This is a genomic window from Caulobacter sp. NIBR1757, assembly GCF_027912495.1.
Classification (GTDB): Bacteria; Pseudomonadota; Alphaproteobacteria; order Caulobacterales; family Caulobacteraceae; genus Caulobacter.
This window is the reverse complement of record NZ_CP115463.1, coordinates 3,836,264-3,855,934: the sequence shown is the minus strand read 5'-3', so window position 1 is coordinate 3,855,934 and position 19,671 is coordinate 3,836,264. Positions and strand designations below refer to the sequence as shown.

The following is a 19,671-nucleotide window of genomic DNA, read 5'->3' as shown; positions in this document are numbered from 1 at the left end:
CGAAACACCGAAACGGGTAGTATTGGCGCGGCCGGCGTCTTGCCCGGCCAGTCCGAAACACTCGCCTGCAAGAGTCTGCACCCCGAGACGTCTGGCGGGGGAGCCTCCCCCTTCGCTTGCATTCCATTTGGCCGACCGGTGTTTGGTGTTATCGTCGCAGCATCGGGGATAGGCCCGGGCCGGGGAGGCCGTAGGGCGAGGGTTCAAAAGGGGGCCGCGTGGAGCGTCTGCTCGCGGGCAAGGTCAATGCCGTCGTGGCGTGGGCGAGTCTCGTCCTCGCCCTGCTGTTCGCCGTCCCGGCCTCCTCGCAGGCCGTGCACAACGGCGTCGGCAGCTGCGCCGGCTCGACCTGCCACGGACGCGGGGCCGGCGACGGCGCCGTGGTGCGCCAGAACGAGTTGGTCGTCTGGCAGGATTACACCAGCGCCGCCGGCGCCCATTCGAAGGCCTGGCGCAGCCTGCAGACCCCCTGGGCCCAGAAGATCGCCGACCGTCTCGGCATGGGCGAAGCGTCCAGGGCCCCGGCCTGCCTCGGCTGCCACACCGACAACGCCGCCCGTCGCGGCCCGACTTTCCAGGTCTCCGACGGCGTCGGCTGCGAATCCTGCCACGGCGGGTCGGAGGGCTGGCTGGCCAGCCACTACACGGTCGGGGCCAGCCGCGCCGACAACCGGGCCCGCGGCATGCGGGCGCTGGAAGACCCCCGGGTTCTCGCGGGTACCTGCCTCGACTGCCACTTCGGCAGCGACAAGCCGGGGCAGTTCGTCAGCCACCGGATGATGGCCGCCGGCCATCCCCGCATGAGCTTCGAGCTGGACCTGTTCAACAGCTATCAGAACCACGCCCGCAAGCGCTCGGTCAGCGGCGTCACCAGCTGGGCTGTCGGCCAGGCCCTGGCGCTCGAGCGTTCCCTGACCCTGTTCACCTCGTCGAAGGGCAGCGAGGGGGTCTTCCCGGAATTCTACTTCTTCGACTGCCACAGCTGTCACCGGGCGATCAGCGACGAGGCGAACCCGCCGGTGCGGTTCGGGGCCAATCCCGGGCGGCCGATCGTCTGGGGCGCGCCGCCCTACAACGACGAGAACATGATCCTGCTGACGGCGGCGGCGAAGATCGCCGCGCCGGACCTGGCCCAGCGGTTCGCGGCCGACTCCCGGGCCTTCCACCAGGCCATGGGCGGCGACCGGGCCGGCATGCTGGCCGCCGCCAGGCGGCTGGGCGCCACCACGGCCCAGCTGGGCAACCGCTTCGCCGGGCGCGGCTTCAGCGACCGGGACACCGTCGCCATCCTGCGGCTGGTGCTCGGCGACGCCCTGACCGTCCGCTACACCGACTACAGCGGCGGGGCCCAGGCGGTGATGGCCGTCGACACCCTGCTGACCGCCGCCGTCAGCCAGGGCGCCGTCGGCGGCGGCGCGGCTGGCGGCATGCGTCGCGACATCGAGGCGGCCTACGCCGCCGTCAGAGACCCCAACGCCTATCGACCGGGCGACTTCCGCGCCGCCCTCGGCCGGGTGCGGGCCGCCCTGGAGCGCGTCACATGATCCGGGCTTCCCTCCTGGGCCGCGCCGTCACCAGCGTCATCGTCGCGGCCTCGCTGGTCGTCGCCGGTTGCTCCGGCGGCGGTGGGGGAGGCGGCGGCGGCGGTGGGGGAGGTGGCGGCGGTGGAGGCGGCGGCGGCGGCGGTGGATCGACGCCCGTCTATCCGGCTCTGGGCCTGGCCGCGCTCAGCGTCGCCGATGTCGAAGGCGTCCTCGCCCGGGCCGTGGCTGAGGCGCGGGCCCGCGGCCGGCCGGCGGTGATCGCGGTCACCGACCGGGTCGGCAACGTTCTGGCCGTCTACCGGATGACCGGCGCCCCGGCGACCATCACCATCCGCCCGGGGCCGGGGACCAACCGCGACATCCAGGGCGTCGTCGCCCCGGCCGAGGCGGGCGCCATCGCCAAGGCGGTGACCGGCGCCTACCTCTCCTCGGCTGGCAACGCCTTCTCCAGCCGCACGGCCAGCATGATCGTCCAGCAGCACTTCCCGCCGGCCCCCGGCGCGGTCGGGCTGGAGAGCGGTCCGCTGTTCGGGGTGCAGTTCAGCCAGCTGCCCTGTTCGGATTTGAACCGACGGTATGCGGCCGGCGGCGGGGCCACGGCCTTCCTGGGTCCCAAGCGCTCGCCGCTCGGCCTGGCCGCCGATCCGGGCGGCTTTCCGCTCTACAAGGGCGGGGTGCTGGTCGGCGGCGTCGGCGTCATCGCCGAAGGCGACTACGGTTTCGACGCCAACGTCATCGACGTCGACAAGGACCTGGAAGAGATCATCGCCCTGGCCGCCATGAGCGGCCTCGACGCCGCCGCCGAGATCAAGGCCGACCGCATCACCGTCGATGGGACCTCGCTGCGCTTCAGCGACGCCACGATCTCCGACCTGATGAGCACCCCGGCCAGCGCGCCGGCTTTCGCCAGCCTGCCGGTCGGCACGGGGGCCCTGGTGGCGGTCACCGGCTACGCCGCCGGCCCGGCCATCGCCGGCCAGACCTTCGGGACCGAGGGCTCCGGCGTGCGCGACGCCGCCGATGCCGAATTCGCCGACCCGGACGCCTTCGTCCTGACCAACGGCGCGGGGGGCAATCGCTACCCGCCGGCCGCCGGGGCCGACGGCGGCAGTGTCGCCACCCCGCTGACCGCCGCCGAGGCGCGTAGCCTGCTGGAGCAGGCCTTCGCGGTCATGCGTCACGCCCGGGCCCAGATCCGGCGGCCGCTCGACAGCCGCGCCCAGGTGACCATCTCGGTGGTCGACACCCATGGCGACATCCTCGGCATCGTCCGCTCGCCCGACGCCCCGGTGTTCGGCATCGATGTCTCGCTGCAGAAGGCCCGCTCGGCCGCCTTCATGAGCCATCCCGCGGCCGGCGCCGACCTGTCGGCCGATCCCAGCGCCGATGTCCGCGCCTTCGTCCCGGCCACCCGCACCTTCCTGTCCCGCCCCGACGCCCTGACCGGAACCATCGGCGTCTCGGTCCGGGCCATCGGCAACCTGCACCGGCCCTACTTCCCGGACGGCGAGGTCGGCCGGCCGCCCGGCCCGCTGTCGCGGTCGATCGCCGACTGGAGCCCCTTCTCGACCGGCCTGCAATCGGCCCTGGTGCTCGGCAACCTCGGCCAGCACCTGACCTTCGTGAACGGCGGCGGGGCCGACACCCCGGCCCGCTGCACGGCCCTGCCCGACGCCCGGCCCGGCCAGAACCGGCTGCAGAACGGCCTGCAGATATTCCCCGGCGGCGCGCCCATCTATCGGGGCAGCCAGCTGGTCGGCGCCATCGGCGTCTCCGGCGACGGCATCGACCAGGACGACATGATCAGCGCCCTCGGCCTGTTCAATGCCGGCGGGACCATCGCCCATCCGGCCGCCTCCATCCGCTCCGACACCGTCGTCGTCGTCCAGGGCGCGACCTCGACACGGCTGCGCTACGTCAACTGCCCCTTCGCGCCCTACATCGACAGCGGCGCTTCCAACGTCTGCTCGGGGATCTGAGATGATCGCCGTCCGCCCCGTCCTGCTGCTGGGGAGCGTGGCCATCGCCGCGCTGCTGGCCGGTGGCGCCTGGGCGGCGGAGGGCTCGGCGATCGACCAGGCCGTCGAGGCGGCGCGGCAGCAGGCCGCCGAACAGCCCGACGATTCCGAGCCGACACCCACCGGCAGGATCCTGGGCCGCGCGCCTGCGCCGCCGCCGCCCGACCTGGGGCTCAATGCCCCGGCCGCCGCACCGGCGCCCGAGGACTCGATAGTCGAATGGCTGCCCTGGCGCCGCCGCCCGGGCCGCGTCGAGACCTATCCCGACCGCGATCCGCAGGAGAACCCCGGCGCGGTGAACGCCCCGCCGCCGGAAGCCTTCCCGACCGACCATTTCCCCATCCCCGACCGCTGGCGCCTGGCCGACCAGTTCGGGGTCCGGGACAACTGGTTCGATCCCTACAACCAGAACAGCTTCAAGGGCGACCGGCCGATCCCCGGCACCGAGGACCGCTTCCTGGTCTTCACCGGCGTCATGGACACAGTCATCGAGCCGCGCAGCTTCCCGGTCCCCGTCGGCGTGCAGACCACCTCCGGCTCGGGCAGCAACGACGTCTTCGGCCGCGCCGACAGCCTGGTCGCCTCCCAGACCTTCATCGCCGGCCTCGCCTTCATCGAGGGCTCGACCGCCTTCAAGCCGCCGGACTTCGAGGCCCGGGTCACCCTGGCCTTCAACTATAATTACGCCGACATCTCCGAGCGCCGCATCCTGTCGGTCAAGCCCAGCCGCGACACCGAGCGCGAGGACTGGTTCGTCGGGATTCAGGAAGCCTTCGTAGACTACCACCTGCGCAACGTCTCCGACCGCTACGACTTCGATTCCATACGGGTCGGTATCCAGCCGTTCAACGCCGACTTCCGGGGCTTCTTGTTCCAGGACAACCAGCTGGGCGTCCGCCTGTTCGGCAACCGCGACAACAATCGCTGGCAGTACAACCTGGCCTTCTTCTGGCGGGTCGAGAAGGACACCAACAGCGGCCTCAACGACGTCACCCAGAACCTGCGCGACGACCAGCTGTTCGTCGCCAACCTCTATCGCCAGGATTTCCCGGTCCCCGGCATGACCTCGCAGGTCACCGCCGTCTACAACCGCAACGACGAGGCCGACGACATCCAGGTCGACGACAACGGCTTTCCGGTCCGCCCGGCCCTGATCGGCAACCTGCGCCCCCGCGACTACGACGTCCTCTACCTGGGATACTCCGCAGACGGACGGATTGGCCGGCTGAACCTGTCCGGCAGCCTCTACGGGGCGGTCGGCGAGGACCGCAATTCGATCTTCACCAGCAAGCCGGCCGACATCCGCGCCTGGTTCGCCGCCCTCGAACCCTCGATCGACTTCGACTGGGTGCGGCTGCGCGGCTCCTTCCTCTACGCCTCGGGCGACGACGACCCCTACGACAACGTCGAGAAGGGCTTCGACGCCATCTTCGAGAACCCGCAGTTCGCCGGGGCCGACACCAGCTACTGGATCCGCCAGTCGATCCCCTTCGCCGGCGGCGGCCGGGCGGTGGGCGTCAACGGCCGCAACGGCATTCTCAATTCCCTGCGCTCGTCGAAGGAAGAGGGGCAGTCGAACTTCAACAACCCCGGGACCATGCTGGTCGGCCTGGGCGCCGATTTCGATGTCACGCCCCAGGTCCGCCTGACCGGCAACATCAACCACCTGTGGTTCGACGACACCATCACCGTCCAGGTGCTGCGCAACGAGGGCTCGATCCCGAAGGAGTTGGGCCTCGACGTCTCGGTCGGGGCCGTCTGGCGGCCCTGGATGACCCAGAACATCGTGGTCCGGGCGTCCGGCGCCCTGTTCGAGCCGGGCGACGGTTTCGGCGACCTGTTCACCAATTCAGAGCGCGACGACCGCTACTATTCGATCCTGCTCAACGCGACGCTGGCCTTCTGAATGCGGGCGGGGGGCGTCAAGCGCTGGCTGCTCGGAGCCCTGGCCGTCGCGGCGCTCGGCCTGACGACGGCCTCCGCCCTGGCCCGCGCCGGGGAGGAGGAAAAGCCGGTTGCCCGGACCTACGCCGTCGCCCCGCCGGCCAAGGCCGGTCAGGCCCCGGCCGAGGCGAAGGCCAGGAGCGCCGGCTGCATGAGCTGCCACGCGCCCGTGGACTCGGTATCGATGCATGCGTCACCGGCCGTGGTCATCGGCTGCACCGACTGCCACGGCGGCGACGCCGGGGCGGCCTTGCCGGCCGGCACGGCGAAGGACAGCGCCGGCTATATCGCCGTCCGCGACAAGGCCCACGTCCTGCCGCGCTATCCCAAAGCCTGGGGCTGGCCGGGCTCCGCCAACCCCAAGCGCAGCTATTCCCTGCTCAATCGCGAGTCGCCGGAGTTCATCCGCTTCGTCAATCCGGGCGACTACCGCGTCGCCCGCCAGGCGTGCGGCGCCTGCCACATGGGGCTGATCGAGGCCAACGAACGCTCCCTGATGGCGACGGGGGCGATGTTCTTCGGCGGGGCCAGCTACAACAACGGCATCCTGCCGTTCAAACGCTACATGGTCGGCGAGTCCTACACGCCGCAGGGCGAGCCGGCGAAGATCGTCTCCCCCGGCCGGCCGGCCGGCACGGTCACCCAGGCGCAGGCGGCGCGCGGCGCCCTGCCGGTGCTCTACCCGCTGCCGACCTGGCAGGTCGTGCCGCCGGCTGACGTGTTCCGGGTGTTCGAGCGCGGCGGGCGTAACATCAACACCCAGTTCCCCGAGATCGGCCTGCCCAATTCCACCGGCCAGACCCAGCGGCTGGAAGAGGCCGGCCGGCCCGACATCCGCCAGTCGAACCGGGGCCCCGGCACCGGCCTGCGTATCGCCGTCCCGGTGCTCAACATCCACAAGACCCGGCTGAACGATCCCTACACCTGGTTCCTGGGCACCAATGACCAGCCGGGGGACTACCGTTCCTCCGGCTGCGCCAGCTGCCACGTCATCTACGCCAACGACCGCGAGCCCCGGCACAGCCTGACCTATGCGAAATTCGGCCGCGACGGCCAAAGCCAGACCACCGATCCGACCATCGACAAGGCCGCTCCAGGCCATCCGCTGAAACACGTCTTCAGCCGCGCCATCCCGACGTCGCAGTGCATGAACTGCCACATGCACCAGCCCAACATGTTCCTGAACAGCTACCTTGGCTACACCATGTGGGACTACGAGGCTGACGCCCCGTCGATGTGGCCGAAGACCCAGAAATACCCCACCGATCACGAGATCCGCCAGACCAACGACCGCAACCCCGAAGGCGCGGCGCCCAAGGGCCTGTGGGCCGACCTCGACTTCATGCGCAACGTCTACGGTCTCAACAAGGACCTCAAGGATACCCAGTTCGCCGACTACCACGGCCACGGCTGGAACTTCCGCGGCGTGTTCAAGCGCGACCGGGCCGGCAACCTGCTGGACAAGGACGGCAAGATCGTCGGCCCGGACGACCCGGAGAAATGGCGCAGGAAGGGCGAGGGCGAGTTCGTTCCGGCCGGGACCAATCCGGGCAAGACCGTCCATATGATGGATATCCACGCCGAGAAGGGCATGCAGTGCGCCGACTGCCACTTCGCCCAGGACAGCCACGGCAGCGGCCTGATCATGGGCGAGGTCGCCTCGGCCGTGGAGATCTCCTGCAAGGACTGCCACGGCAACGCCCGCAAGTATCCCAACCTGCGCACCAGCGGCCCGGCCGCGCCGCCCGGCGGCACGGACCTGATGGTCCTGCGCAATCCCGACGGCCAGCGCCGCTTCGAATGGCTGCAGCGCGACGGGCGGCGGGTGTTGATGCAGCGCTCCATCGTCGATCCGAAGCTGGAGTGGGAGGTGTCGCTGGTGAAGGACGCCGTCGATCCGACCAGTCCCACCTTCAATGCCAAATCGGCCCGCGCCAAGCTGATGAGCAAGGGCGTCGCCGGCCGCAAGCCGCTCGCCTTCGGTTCGGGTGTCGCCGACAAGGACCTCGCCCACCCCGAGGCCGAGATCGCCTGCTTCACCTGTCACACCAGCTGGACCCCGTCCTGCGGCGGCTGCCACCTGCCGATCGAGGCCAACTGGAAGGCCGGCAGCCATCGCGACCAGGGCGGGGAGAGCCGCAACTACGCCACCTACAATCCGCAGGTGGCGCGCGACGACATGTTCCAGCTGGGCAAGCACCAGCTGACCCGGGGCGGCGTCATCGCCCCGGTGCGCTCGTCATCGGCCCTGGTGCTCAGTTCGACCAACATCAACCGCGAGCGCATCTATATTCAGCAGCCGCCGGTCTCGGCGGCGGGCTTCTCCAGCCAGGCCTTCGCGCCCCACTTCCCGCACACGGTGCGGACCACCGAGACCAAGACCTGCACCGACTGTCACGTCTCGGCGGCCGAGGACAACAACGCCATCATGGCCCAGCTGCTGACCCTGGGCACGGGCACGGTCAACTTCGTCGGCCTGAACGCCTGGGTCGGGGCGGAGGGCGGCTTCGAGGCCATCCGGGTGACCGAGTGGGACGAGCCGCAGGCGGTGCTCGGCTCCTATCTGCAGAAGTACGCCTATCCCGACTTCTACCAGTCGCACCTCGGCCGAAACCGCCTGCTCTCCAACTGGACCCGCCGGTCGAAGGACGGGTCGATGGAAGAGTTCGCCAATGTGCGCCAGGGGGCCGGCGGCGACGTCCGCTGCCTGCAGCTGCGCGGAGAGTACATGTATGTCGCCGAGGGCCGGGGCGGCTTCCGGGTCTATGACGTCGCCAACATCGGCAACAAGGGCGTCTCCGAACGTATCGTCACCGCCCCCTTCTCCGGCGCCGGCCACGACACCCATGTCGCCAGCGCCAACGCCACCTGCATGGCCCTGCCGACCAACCAGCCGATCAATCCCGCGCGCAACACCCCGATGATGCGCGAAGAGAACCTCGAGCAGCCCTTCCACCCCATCTACCACTACGCCTTCGTTACCGACGCCAGGGAGGGGCTGATCGCCGTCAACGTCGACACCCTGGCCGACGGCGAACCGCGTAACAACAGGCTGAAACGGGCGGTGACGTGGAACCCGGGCGGGGTGCTGAACGGCGCGCGGCACATCACCCTGGCCGGCCGCTACGCCTATATCGCCGCCGACGCCGGGCTGGTGGTGGTCGATCTCGACGATCCCCTGAAGCCGCGCCACGCCGCGACGGTTCCGTTGACGGACGTTCGCGCCAGCGCCGTGCAGTTCCGCTACCTGTTCGTCACCGACCGCGAGGGGGTCCGCGTCCTCGACATCACCCGCCTGGATCGCCCGACCGCCATTCCCGGCGCCGTCGTGCCGCTGAAGGACGCCCGCCGCCTCTACGCCGCCCGCACCTACCTCTATGTGGCGGCGGGGACGGAAGGGCTCGTCATCCTCGACATCGAGCGGCCGCGCAGCCCCCGCCTCTTCCAGCGCGTCACCTTCGACGGCCGCCTGAACGACGCGCGGGACGTCATCGTCGCCTCGACCAACGCCAGCCTGTTCGCCTACGTCGCCGACGGCCGCAACGGCCTGAAGGTGGTGCAGCTGAACAGCCCGGCCACCCAGCCCAACTTCTACGGCTTCTCCCCGGCCCCGGTTCCCGAACTGATCGCCTGGGCCAGGACCAGGACCCCCGCCTTCGCCCTCTCCCGCGGCCTCGACCGCGACCGCGCCGTCGATGAAACCGGCAACCAGATGGCGGTGTTCGGGCGGCTGGGTTCGCGGCCGTTCAACAGGGGTGAGATGGAGCGGCTGTTCCTTGATCCGCGGGGTGAGGTGTACAGGGTGACCGACACCCCCAGCATGGCCGACTGGCTGCGTTAGTTCCGGAGCAAGATGTGCGTCACCTTCTGCCCTTCGTGGCCCTGGCCACCCTCGCCGCGCCGCCAGTGTTCGCCCAGGAAAAGGTCCTGTTCTCTCCCCGGCTGATCCAGCAGCCGACGCCGGAGCAGATCAAGGGCGTCACCCCTCCCGAAGCCGCTCACGTCGCCGCAAGGGCCTGGGTCGCGCTTCGCTGCGGCTTCGATGTGGAGGGCTGGCTCGTCGACTGCGCAATCCGATATGCGAACCATCCCGGCCTTGGCTTCGAGCAGGCCGCGCTCAAACTCATCGACAGCTACCGGATCGAGCCGACCTACGCCAAGGCGCAGCTGGGCGCGAAGGTGGAGCTGACCCTCAGCTTCGGCTGGCCGTGGGCCAGTCCCGCGCCGCCGGTCATCGCGCCGCCGGCCCCGCCGGCGCCGCCGCGCAACCCTGTCGTCACACGGCCGGACTGGGTTCGAAAGCCGACCGGCGGCGACGTCGCCCGGGTTTATCCCAAGGCCGCGCTGGCGGCAGGTCAGAGCGGGCGGGTGACTCTGTCCTGTCAGGTCATCGCCGACGGGACCCTCCGGGACTGCAACGTCGTCATGGAAAGCCCCGCCGACATGGGCTTCGGCGAGGCCGCCAAGAGCCTGTCGAGCCAGTTTCGCATGCGACCGACGACGGCCGATGGACAGCCCGTCGGGGGCGCTACCGTTCGCATCCCCCTGATGTTCAGCATGCCAGAGCGTTGACCCGCGCCCTTTGTCCATCGCCTCTGGATGATCCACCCGGCATGACCGACCGGCACGACGCTAGACGCCCCGCGGACCGATAACTATTATCGGAGCCTCGAACAGCGGAGAGCGCCATGGCCAGCAGCGTCGATCTCGGGGCAAATCTCGAACAGGTTGTGACCGCCCTCGTCACCTCCGGCCGCTACAATTCGCGCAGTGAAATTCTCCGCGAAGGGGTCCGTCTGGTCCAGGAGCGGGAACGACGGCTGGCGGCGTTGGATGCCGCTATCGAGCGTGGCCTGGCCGAGGCTGATGCCGGGCTCTTGATCAGTATCGACGACATCGAGGCCGAGATGGACGCTCGATACGGAAAGCCGGTCGCCACGGCCGAATGAAGGTCGATTTTACGCCAGCGGCGCGGCTCGATCTGATCGAGATCGGCGACTACCTCCGACAGGAGGCTCCATGGCGTGCGTCGTCATTCGTCAAGGAATTGGTCGCCAAGGCCCGCAACATTGGTCGCACGCCCTATGGTTTCCAACTCGTCGAAAGGTACGCCCATCGCGGCGTCCGGCGGCGACCTCATCGTTCCTATGTCATCTTCTACAGGGTCGAGGATCGCCAGGTGTCAATCATCCATATCCTGCATGGCGCCCGCGACTATGAGGCCATCCTCTTTCCGGAGATGGACTCAAATTAGCGACTTCCTGGCGCGCGAAGTAAGCCATACTCAAAGCGCACCCGGAGCACCGCCCGTGAAACCGCCTTCCAAGACCCGCCTCTCGGACCTCAAGGGCGGATCGGGCCCGGTCAAGAAGTTCGAACCGCCGACCCCCAAGGTCAGCCGCCTGAAGAAGGGCAAGGTGCTGACCCCGGCCGAGAAGGCCGCCTTCCTCGCCTCGCGGCCCGACCTCAAGAGCTGAGTTCGCCCGGCGTTCAGCGCCGATGAATATGTCTAGACATATTCATTTTGGAGCATTTTGACGCCCGGGCGCGGCGTGCACCCGCGTTCCCGTCCGATGTGGGTCGGCCGGCGACAATCGGGCCCACATTCGGCGACAGCCGGCCTACGCATCCCCTGCATCTGGACCTACATTTGACGCCGCCCGACCAACCCGGCGGCCACAGGTTTTTCAGTGTTTTCAACGGCAAACAGACGCCCGGGCCGCCTTGCCGCCCGGACGCGCGGTATAATGGTAGGCCGCTTCGATAAGGCCGGGAAAGCCGCCCGGCCTCAGTGCCCGCCTGATCCCTCGGCCCGTTCGTGCGCCAGATGCTTCATGAAGCCCTGCATCTTCGCCGTATAGCGGGCGAGAATCTTGGCGCGGCTCTGTTCGTCGGTGTCGGTGTAGTGGCTGACCAGGGCCTTGCCGTTCCACCAGTGCAGGCCGATGCCGGGCGGGCCGGCGACGATCATCGGGCGGTCGTCGGGGCGGTCCAGGTCCATGGGGTCGAGGTCCAGGACCACCTGCGGCTGGGTCGAGGGGCAGACGCGCACCGTGGTGCCGCCAAAGGCGCTGATGATCGGCCGGTGCACGTGGCCGGCCAGGATGGCGACGATGTGGCGGTGGCGGGCGACGATCGGCTCCAGCCGGCCGACCCAGGCCTCCTGCGGGCCGATGGTCATCCACTCGATGCCGGTCTCGATCGGCGGATGGTGCATGACCAGCAGGGTGGGGCGGTCGGACTCGGCCAGCCGCCCCTCCAGCCAGGCGGCGCGGGTCTCGTCGAAGCCGCCGCCGTGGCGGCCGACCTCGAGCGTGTCGAGCACCAGGATGCGCAGGGGCAGGTTGTCGACGGCGTACTGGTTGAAGCCGCCGGAGAAGGGGGCGTTGGGATAGACTTGGCGGAAGACGTCGCGATTGTCGTGGTTGCCCATGCAGAACAGGACCGGCATGGCCAGCTTGTCGAGAATCTTCTTCAGCCGCCTGTAGCTGGGCAGGTCGCCATGGTCGGTCAGGTCGCCGGTCGCCAGCACCAGGTCTGGGCGCGGCACGATCTCGTTCAGCGTCTTGACCGCCAGGCGCAGGCGCCTGGCGTTGTCCTCGAAGTCCCCGCCGGAGCCGAAGCCCAGGTGCAGGTCGGTGATCTGGGCGATCAGCATGTCTTTGCCCCTCAAAGCGCTGTCGTCTCCGGCCCGAACGCGGCCCTCCGGCTACTTGTCTTCCGCCTGGTACACCCCGTCCCAATCCACCGGCGGCGGACTGAGTTGGTATCGTGCGATACGTTCGGCGAAGAGTCCCGCCAGTTTTTCGAGTCCGAATACCGCGCCCGTTTCCCTGACCCGAGCCAGGGCGGCTTGCGCGGCCGCCCACTGCTGGCCCCGGTAGGCGGCCAGCATGTCGGCGAAGGCGGCCTTCATCGCCTGGAAGTCCCTGTCCCCGGCCATCACCGGCCGGCCCAGCAGGGCGAATATGCGCTCGGGCGCGTCACGCCCGACAACCCGCACCTGGTCGACCTCCAGCTGGGCGAACTGCGGGATTTCCCTTGCCAGCGTCTGGCCCATCAGGATTGGCACGCCATAGACCTTGGTCAGCCCCTCCAGCCGCGAGGCCAGGTTCACCGCGTCGCCGATCAGGGAATAGCTCAGCCGCTGGCGCGACCCCATGTTGCCGACGCAACACCGGCCGGCGTTGAGCCCGATGCCGATGGCGATGTCGCCGGGCCAGGGGCCCACGAGACCGCTCTTGCGGGCGTTCATCTCCTTCATGGCGTCGATCATGTCGAGCGCCCCATGGGCCGAGTTCTGGTACTGGTCCGGATCGTCGAGCGGCGCATTCCAGAAGGCCAGGACGGCGTCGCCGATGTATTTGTCGATCGTCGCCTTGCGGGCCAGCAGGGCGTCGGTCAGCGGGGTCAGCAGCTCGATCAGGAAACGGATCAGCTCCTGCGGCGCCATCTTCTCGGAGATGCGCGAGAAACTGCGGATGTCGCTGAACAGGACGGTCATGTCCCGCTCCTCGCCGCCCAGTTCCAGCTGGCCAGGATCGCGGGCGATGCGCTCGACCAGTTCGGGCGAGAGGTAGCGGTCGAAGGCGCGGCGGATGTAGGCTCTGGAACGTTCCTCGCGATAGAAGCTGAAGCTGGTGACCATGGTGTAGACCAGGGCGATGGTCAGCACCGGGATGGTCGGCTCGAGCAGGATGGCCCCATAGCGGAACGCGGCCCAGCTGCCGGCGATGGTCAGGGCCACCGACAGCCCGGCGATGACCCCGCTGCGCAGGGCTCCCAGAGCTGGCGACAGGATGGCGAGGCCGACCCCGAAGAGGGTCAGCAGGATGAGCTCGAACCCCAGCGCCCAGTCGGGCCGCGACAGGTACTTGCCCAGGATCATCTGCTCGGCGGCCTGGGCATGGACGATGACCCCCAGCTCGCGCTCGCTCAGGGGTGTAGAGACGAGGTCGCGCAGGCCGACGGCGCCGGCCCCGACGAAGACCACCTGGCCTTCGAACTTCGCCTGCATCTCTTCAGGCGACAGCCTCCCCTCGAGGATTTTCCAGGCCGGAACGACGCGCTCGGGACGGTAGTCGGTATAGTGCATCCACAGCTCGCCCTCGCGGGTCGTGGGGGCGGTGAAGTTGCCGACCTTGACGGCGATGACCCCGACCCGTCCGCCGGACGTCTCGCCGCTGGCGTCGGTGGACTTGACCACCACCGCCCCGGCCCCCTGCGCCACCCTCAGGGCTTCCAGCGACAGGGAGGGGACGATGCGGTCGTTGATCCGGGCCAGCAGCGGGGCCCTGCGGATGATGCCGTCGCGGTCGCCGAGGATGGAGACGAAGCCGGCCCCGGCGGCGTTTTGGGCGATGGCCGGCAGGGTGGGGATGGAGCCCTCGAAGGCCGGCAGGGCCTCCATCGGCGGGCTGCCGGTGACCACCACGCCGGCCGCTTCCACGGGCCGGGCGGCGTTGGACTGGCGGGTCAGGAAGTAGCCGGCCACGGTCGGCGAGCTGGCCATCACCTGGCCGAACAGCAGGTCGTGGTCGGGCAGGGCGGCGATGTCGGCGTAGTCGCCCCTGGCCTGCGGGTTCTGGCGCAGGATCTCGGCGGCCCGCGCCGGACTGGTGCGGTCGGGTTCCGAGAAGACGACGTCGAAGGCGACGACGGCGGCGCCGGCGTCGGTCAGGGTCTGGGTCAGGCGGGCGGTGTCCGTGCGCGGCCAGGGCCATTGGCCGAGCCGCCGGATGGTCTCGTCGTCGATATCGACGACGCGGACGCCGGCGTCTTCATACGGCCGCGGATAAAGCCGCTGGTAGCTGTCGAAGACCAGGTTGCCGAGGGTCGCCAGGGCGGCCGGTTGCGAGAACTGGATCACCGCGATGAGCAGGGTGACCAGCAGGCCCGGAGCGGCGGCGGTCAGGGTCGGCAGCCAGCCGGCGCTCTGGCCGGCGCGGGGCCGTTTGGCCGTCTTCTCGCTCATTGCCCTGCTCCCCAGGAGATGGCGCGGCTTTGTGCGGCGATGGCTTCGGGCGCCTTGGCCGGCGCCTTACGGGTCGGACGGATCGGCGCGTGATAGCTGTGGCAGTCGGCGCAGTCGGCGCCCGCCGCCTGCTTGACCTTGGCCCTGTCGGCCCCGTGGCAGGACTGGCACGTCGCCAGCCTTGGCAGCAGCAGGTCCCTGGCCGTGCCCGACTTTCCGGCGGCGTGGCAGGTGGCACAGGCCGGCTGGCCATCCGGGCCCTTCGAATGCTCGGCGATATCGTGGTTGAAGGTCCCCTTGGTCAGCCAGGCGTCGGCCAGCCTGACCGGTCCCGCCCGCCAGACCAGCGAGCCGTCGGTCGGCGGCGAGGCGCCGTGGCAACCGAAGCAGGTCCCGCCCGGTGAGAACAGGCCGCGGATCCGCTGGGCGGCGCTGGCGGTCACGCCGCTGTAGACCTCCGGATCGCCGGGCCGCCGCCGGCCCATGGTCGGGCCGGTTCTGGAAACCACGCCGCCGCCGCCTTGGAAGAAGCTGACCAGCCTGCGGGTATCGCCGTGCGGCAGGGCGCCGATCGAATGGCAGGACCCGCAGGCCGCCTCCATCTTCACCGGCAGATAATTGCCGCCCTTCGGCTCGTCCCTGTGGCAGCTCTGGCAGTCCAGCGGGGCGCCATAGCCGCGTCCGGCGCCCAGGCTGATCGCCATCCGCGCCGGACCGCCGGTGCGCGACAGGTGCAGGTCGTGCGGGAAGATCAGGCCGCTGTTCTCGGTCGGTCGGGCGGCCATGGAGACGCGGCGGACCTGCAGCGGCGAGGGCGAGACCGTGACCAGGGGACGCAGATCCGGATGACGGCCCCAGTCGGCGACATTGGCCAGTTTGGTATCCTTCAGCCGGCGGTCGAGGCCGGCATGGCAGGCGGTGCAGCTGTGGGCGGTCTGCAGGGTCGGCTTGTCATGGTTCGGGTCGGCCAGGGGGTCGCCGACATGCTCGAGGTGGCAGCTGGCGCAGCGCTGCTGCGGCCGGTTGAACACCTTGCGGGCGTAGTCGAAGACCTTCTCGTGCCATTTGTCGGGCGACGGCGTTCCCCAGACCAGACGGTTCAGCCCCGCATGGTCGGCGACCGTTCGCAGCGGCTGGTCGGGCGCGCCCCTGGTCCTGAGGCGCGCCACCGTCGCCTGCAGGTCGGCCGGCGTCTGGCTGGCCGAATGGCAGGTCTGGCAGGCAGTGTCGCGCACCGCCACGAAAGCCTTCTGGTGACAGGCCTGGCAATCGTTCTCGAGGAAGGCGTGGGTCTTCGACAGCGGGCCGGACGACCACTGGCTGTCGAGATCGATCCTGGGGTGGCTGCCGAACACGCCGTACACGGCCATCACCGGCAGGATCAGGCTGAGCACCGCGATCAGCAGCAAGCCGGTCCAGGCCAGTCGCCGTTTGCCCAGCACGCGGGCGCGGGGAATGAGCGTCGCCGGGCTGGCGACCTCGCCCTGGCCGGGGGCGGCCTCGACGCGGCTCAGGGTCAGGATGACCTCATCGCCCTGGCCGGGACCGATGGTCAGCAGGTGGTCGCCGAAGCTGAGTTCGGGGACGTCGCTGATCTTGACCACGGCGCTTCTGGTGAAGCGGCCGTCGACGCCGAACGGTTGGGCCCCGGCCGCCTCGATGCGCAGCCGGCCCAGGCCCTCCTGGCTGAGGGTGGCGTGGTGGATGCTGACGGCCAGGTCGGGGACGCGGATCTCGCAGTCGGTTCCCCGGCCGATGCGCAGGGGCCCCTCGGAATAGGTCTTCTTGCGGACGATCTCGCCGCCCGCGGCCCGTTTGGTGATCTGGCGAAGGGTGAAGCTCATGCCCGCCTCACCAGTAGATGAAGACGCTGACGATGTGCGCGGTCAGCGCCATCAGCAGGGCGATGGAGGCGGGAACATGGATGGCCAGCCACGCCCCCAGCAGAGTGCGGATGCGCAGATGTTTGCGCAGCTGCAGCAGGGCGGCGCTCTTGCGGTCCAGCAGGGCGGTGACATTGCCGATGGCGGCCTGTTCGCCCTCGGTCGCCTTGCGCGACAGGCCCTTGAGCTTGTTCAGAGCCCGGCGGGTGCCGCAGTCCATCGGGTTGGTGCTCAGTCGGCGGAAGAAGCCGCCGCCGACCCGGCTCTTCTCCAGCGACAGCCGCACCGCCGCCGCCTGGCGCTGGTTCAGCGGCTGGGCCGCCTCATTGAGCTGGCGGTCGAGGCTGCGGAGGGTCTCGACCATCTGCTTCTGGGTGGTCTCGCGCCGGTTGTTGCTCAGCGCCTTGGGCAGGCCGGCGTAGGCGATGATGCCGTAGATGCCCGACAACACGACCAGGATCATCAAAGCATACGCCAGCGTATGGATGTTCCAGCCGAACTGCAGGCCGCTGTGCAGGGTGGCGACGGCGACCAGAGCGATGCCCAAATAGACATGGGCCGAGACCCAGGCCTTCAACGACCAGTCGCCCTTGGTGATCACCCGCTTGCGAATGCCCAGCGCCGTCAGCCAGACGATCAGCAGGGCCCCGATGGTCCCCAGCGTGTAGCCATACCAGCTGCCACCGTTGGGCCGGGGATGCACGTCGGCCAGCACATAGCCGACCGCCGCGGCGATGGAGAGCACCAGCCCGACCCAGGCCCAGCGATAGCCGGCGTGACGCAGGAAGCCGACATGGACCTGGGCGTTCGATCGTTGTCCCTTGCGCGGCGCCCTGGCCATCAGCCCTCGCCTCGCACGCGGGTGACGGTCAGGAAGTCCTCGGGCGAGACCCGGATCGCCGCCCCGGTCGGACAGGCCCGCACACAGGCCGGCCCGCCGTCGATGCCGGCGCACATGTCGCACTTGATGGCGACCTTGGGCTTTTCGCCGTGCTTCTTCTTGGCCCGCGTCTTCCACTCCAGGTCCGGCTCGCCGGGACCCGGTCCCGCCCCGAACAGGAACCAGCTGAGCAGCCCCGGCTTCTGCGGCGGTGGGCTGTCCATGCGGATCACGCCGTAGGGACAGTTGCGCTGGCAGTTGCCGCAGCCGATGCAGGTCTCGTCGATGAACACCTCGCCGTCGGCCCCGCGCCGGATGGCGTTGGGGGGGCAGTCGGTCATGCAGTAAGGGTGCTCGCAGTGCCGGCAGCTGGTTGGCACATGCAGGTTGGCGTAGGTGCGGCCCGCCTCGCGGTCCAGCCGCGACAGCCCGTCATGGACGTCGGCGCAGGCCTTCTCGCAATTGTCGCAGCCGACGCAGAGGGTCTCATCGATCAGCAGCACGTCGGTGGCCTCGCCGATGCCCTGGTCGACCAGGAAGTCGGCGACGGAGGAGTAGAGATCGACCACGCCGCTGAAGCGGTCCTTCTGTTCCTCGATGTAGCTGTTGATCTGTTTGCGGGTCCGCATGTCCTCCCGCATCTTGGCTTCCAGCTCGGGCTTGCGGGCCAGCAGCCGCCGGAACAGGTCGCCGTCCAGCCGCACCACCTCCGAGCGGATCGCCGCCCGCACCGTCGCCACCCGGCGGCCGCCGTCGATCAACGCCATCTCGCCGACGTAGCTGCCGGCCGGCACATAGTTGAGGAAGACCGTCTTGCCGCCGATCTCCTTCTCGATGGTCATCGAGCCAGAGCGGATGATGAAGATGTCGTAGCCGGCCTCGCCCTCGTTGATGATGGCGTCCTCGGCCTTGACCTGCATCAGTTCGGCGCTGGTCAGCACCTCGGCGATGTCCTCCTTGGTCAGGCCCGAGCCGAAGATCTGCAGCACCTGGCGCTCGGTGGTGATGCGGTTGACCGTCTCCCGCGCCTCCTTGTTCTGGGCCATCAGCCGCAGCGAGGCGGTGCGCGGCATCTCCAGCAGGATGCAGGGTTCGGCCGCCCGGATCGTCGCCCCGCGCCGGCGACCGGAGATCAGCCCGACCTCGCCGAAGATCGAGCCCTGGCCGATGGGAACGGTCTCGCGCCGGTTCTTCGGATTGACCTCGACCTTCACCGAGCCGGCGGCGATGCCGAACATCGAGGAGCCGATCGAGTTGCGCTGGAAGATGACCTCGTCGGCGGCGCAGACCCGCAGTGAGGAGTCGAGCAGGAACTCCCGCATCTGCAGGGTGGACAGGCCGTTCAGGATTTCGATCCGGGTGCGGAGGAACTCCAGCCAGTCGGCCACCGACTGGCCGCCCGGCAGGGCCGACAGCTTGGCCTCGAGGATCGGTTCGTCGGCGGGCTTGAGGCCGAGGTTGCCGGTGATGAACTCGATGACGTCATAGCCCTGGTTCATGCAATGCTTGATCAGCGGATAGCCGGCCAGGGCGCCGATGACATAGATGCCAGGCACGGTGGTCTCGAAGGTCGACGACAGCCTGGGGAAGGCCTCGCGGTCCGGCCCGGTGAAGGCGACGCCCATCGATTCGACGAACCTGCGCGGCGGGGCCGAGCCCATGCGGGCGATGATCCGGTCGCAGCGGATCGACTGCTGGCCCTCCGGGGTGTCGATGGTGATGAAGCCGGGATCGACCCTGGCCGGCGTGGAGCCGGCCAGGATGGTGATCCGCCCCGCCGCCGCCGCGTCGGTCAGGGCCTTGACGTTGGCTTCCTTGGCGCGGGCGAAGTCCATCGACTTGTTGAGCAGGGTGACGATGTTGCCCTGGGCCGCATCGGCGATCAGGCCGAGCGCGTTCTCGATGCCGGCGTCGCCGCCCCCGACCACGACGATGTGCTCGTCGACGTATTCGGTGGGATCATCGAGGCTGTACTGGATGTGCTTCAGGTCGCTGCCCGGCACGGTCATCAGGTTGGGGTTGCCCTGGGTGCCGATGGCCAGCACCACCGTTTCGGCCTTCAGCACCCGGCCGTCGGTCAGGGTGATGGTGAAATCGCCCTTGCTGCCGGTGACCGACGCTGCTTCCGCCCGATAGGCGACGTTGACCTTGTGGCCGGCCGTCTCGCTGTTCCAGCGGTCGAGGATCGTCTCGCGCTTGCCGGCCTCGAAACCGATGTCCGAGCGCAGCACCAGCTGGGTCGGGGTGGCCATGATGTGCTTGCCGCGCTGGTAGCGGAAGATGGTGTCGGAGAGGCGGTCGGTCTTCTCCAGCAGGACATGGGTCAGCCCCCGGCGGGCGGCGCGCGCGGCGGCGCTGAGGCCGGCCGGGCCCGAGCCCAGGATGGCGACCTTGTAGACTCCCTCCATGCCCCTGCCCCAGGCCTGGC

The 19,671-nt window shown here is 69.3% G+C and carries 13 protein-coding genes; 8 read left to right on the top strand and 5 right to left on the bottom strand.

Annotated features, from left to right (window positions below):
- Window positions 1-218: 218 nt before the first annotated feature.
- From O5I81_RS18575 to O5I81_RS18540, 8 genes are all read left to right on the top strand, one after another.
- On the top strand, window positions 219-1,544 hold the full coding sequence (locus O5I81_RS18575; protein ID WP_271066350.1) for a multiheme c-type cytochrome: 1,326 nt from the start codon (window positions 219-221) through the stop codon (window positions 1,542-1,544).
- On the top strand, window positions 1,541-3,523 hold the full coding sequence (locus O5I81_RS18570; protein ID WP_271066349.1) for a heme-binding protein: 1,983 nt from the start codon (window positions 1,541-1,543) through the stop codon (window positions 3,521-3,523). The genes O5I81_RS18575 and O5I81_RS18570 overlap by 4 nt, the downstream gene beginning before the upstream one ends.
- 1 nt (window position 3,524) lies before the next feature.
- Window positions 3,525-5,468 carry a hypothetical protein gene (locus O5I81_RS18565; RefSeq protein WP_271066348.1) on the top strand — a complete coding sequence of 648 codons (1,944 nt, stop codon included), beginning with the start codon at window positions 3,525-3,527 and terminating at the stop codon, window positions 5,466-5,468.
- Window positions 5,469-9,347, top strand: a complete 3,879-nt coding sequence (locus O5I81_RS18560; protein ID WP_271066347.1) for a hypothetical protein — start codon at window positions 5,469-5,471, stop codon at window positions 9,345-9,347.
- Window positions 9,348-9,361: 14 nt separating this feature from the next.
- Window positions 9,362-10,078, top strand: coding sequence for an energy transducer TonB (locus tag O5I81_RS18555; protein WP_271066346.1), 717 nt, complete (start codon window positions 9,362-9,364; stop codon window positions 10,076-10,078).
- Between the two features lie 116 nt (window positions 10,079-10,194).
- Window positions 10,195-10,455: a type II toxin-antitoxin system ParD family antitoxin gene (locus O5I81_RS18550; protein WP_271066345.1), complete on the top strand. Its 261-nt coding sequence runs from the start codon at window positions 10,195-10,197 to the stop codon at window positions 10,453-10,455.
- Window positions 10,452-10,760, top strand: a complete 309-nt coding sequence (locus O5I81_RS18545) for a type II toxin-antitoxin system RelE/ParE family toxin (RefSeq protein WP_271066344.1) — start codon at window positions 10,452-10,454, stop codon at window positions 10,758-10,760. The genes O5I81_RS18550 and O5I81_RS18545 overlap by 4 nt, the downstream gene beginning before the upstream one ends.
- 55 nt (window positions 10,761-10,815) lie before the next feature.
- Window positions 10,816-10,983 (top strand): hypothetical protein, encoded by a 168-nt coding sequence (locus tag O5I81_RS18540; RefSeq protein WP_271066343.1) that lies wholly within the window; start codon window positions 10,816-10,818, stop codon window positions 10,981-10,983.
- 311 nt (window positions 10,984-11,294) lie between these two features.
- Here the strand turns inward: O5I81_RS18540 and O5I81_RS18535 are convergent, their stop codons facing one another.
- From O5I81_RS18535 to O5I81_RS18515, 5 genes are read right to left on the bottom strand one after another with little or no spacing between them, the layout of a single operon-like run.
- The gene (locus O5I81_RS18535; protein WP_271066342.1) at window positions 11,295-12,164 is read right to left on the bottom strand and encodes a phosphodiesterase; all 870 of its coding nucleotides are present in this window, start codon (window positions 12,162-12,164) and stop codon (window positions 11,295-11,297) included.
- A 51-nt stretch (window positions 12,165-12,215) separates the two neighbouring features.
- Complete coding sequence (locus O5I81_RS18530; protein WP_271066341.1) at window positions 12,216-14,480, bottom strand: adenylate/guanylate cyclase domain-containing protein; 2,265 nt, start codon at window positions 14,478-14,480, stop codon at window positions 12,216-12,218.
- Entirely contained in the window at window positions 14,477-16,324 is a 1,848-nt protein-coding gene (locus O5I81_RS18525) for a hypothetical protein (protein WP_271066340.1), read from the bottom strand. The genes O5I81_RS18530 and O5I81_RS18525 overlap by 4 nt, the downstream gene beginning before the upstream one ends.
- A 7-nt stretch (window positions 16,325-16,331) precedes the next feature.
- The gene (locus O5I81_RS18520; protein ID WP_271066339.1) at window positions 16,332-17,204 is read right to left on the bottom strand and encodes a hypothetical protein; all 873 of its coding nucleotides are present in this window, start codon (window positions 17,202-17,204) and stop codon (window positions 16,332-16,334) included.
- Complete coding sequence (locus O5I81_RS18515) at window positions 17,204-19,651, bottom strand: cyclic nucleotide-binding domain-containing protein (protein ID WP_271066338.1); 2,448 nt, start codon at window positions 19,649-19,651, stop codon at window positions 17,204-17,206. The genes O5I81_RS18520 and O5I81_RS18515 overlap by 1 nt, the downstream gene beginning before the upstream one ends.
- Window positions 19,652-19,671 lie beyond the last annotated feature (20 nt).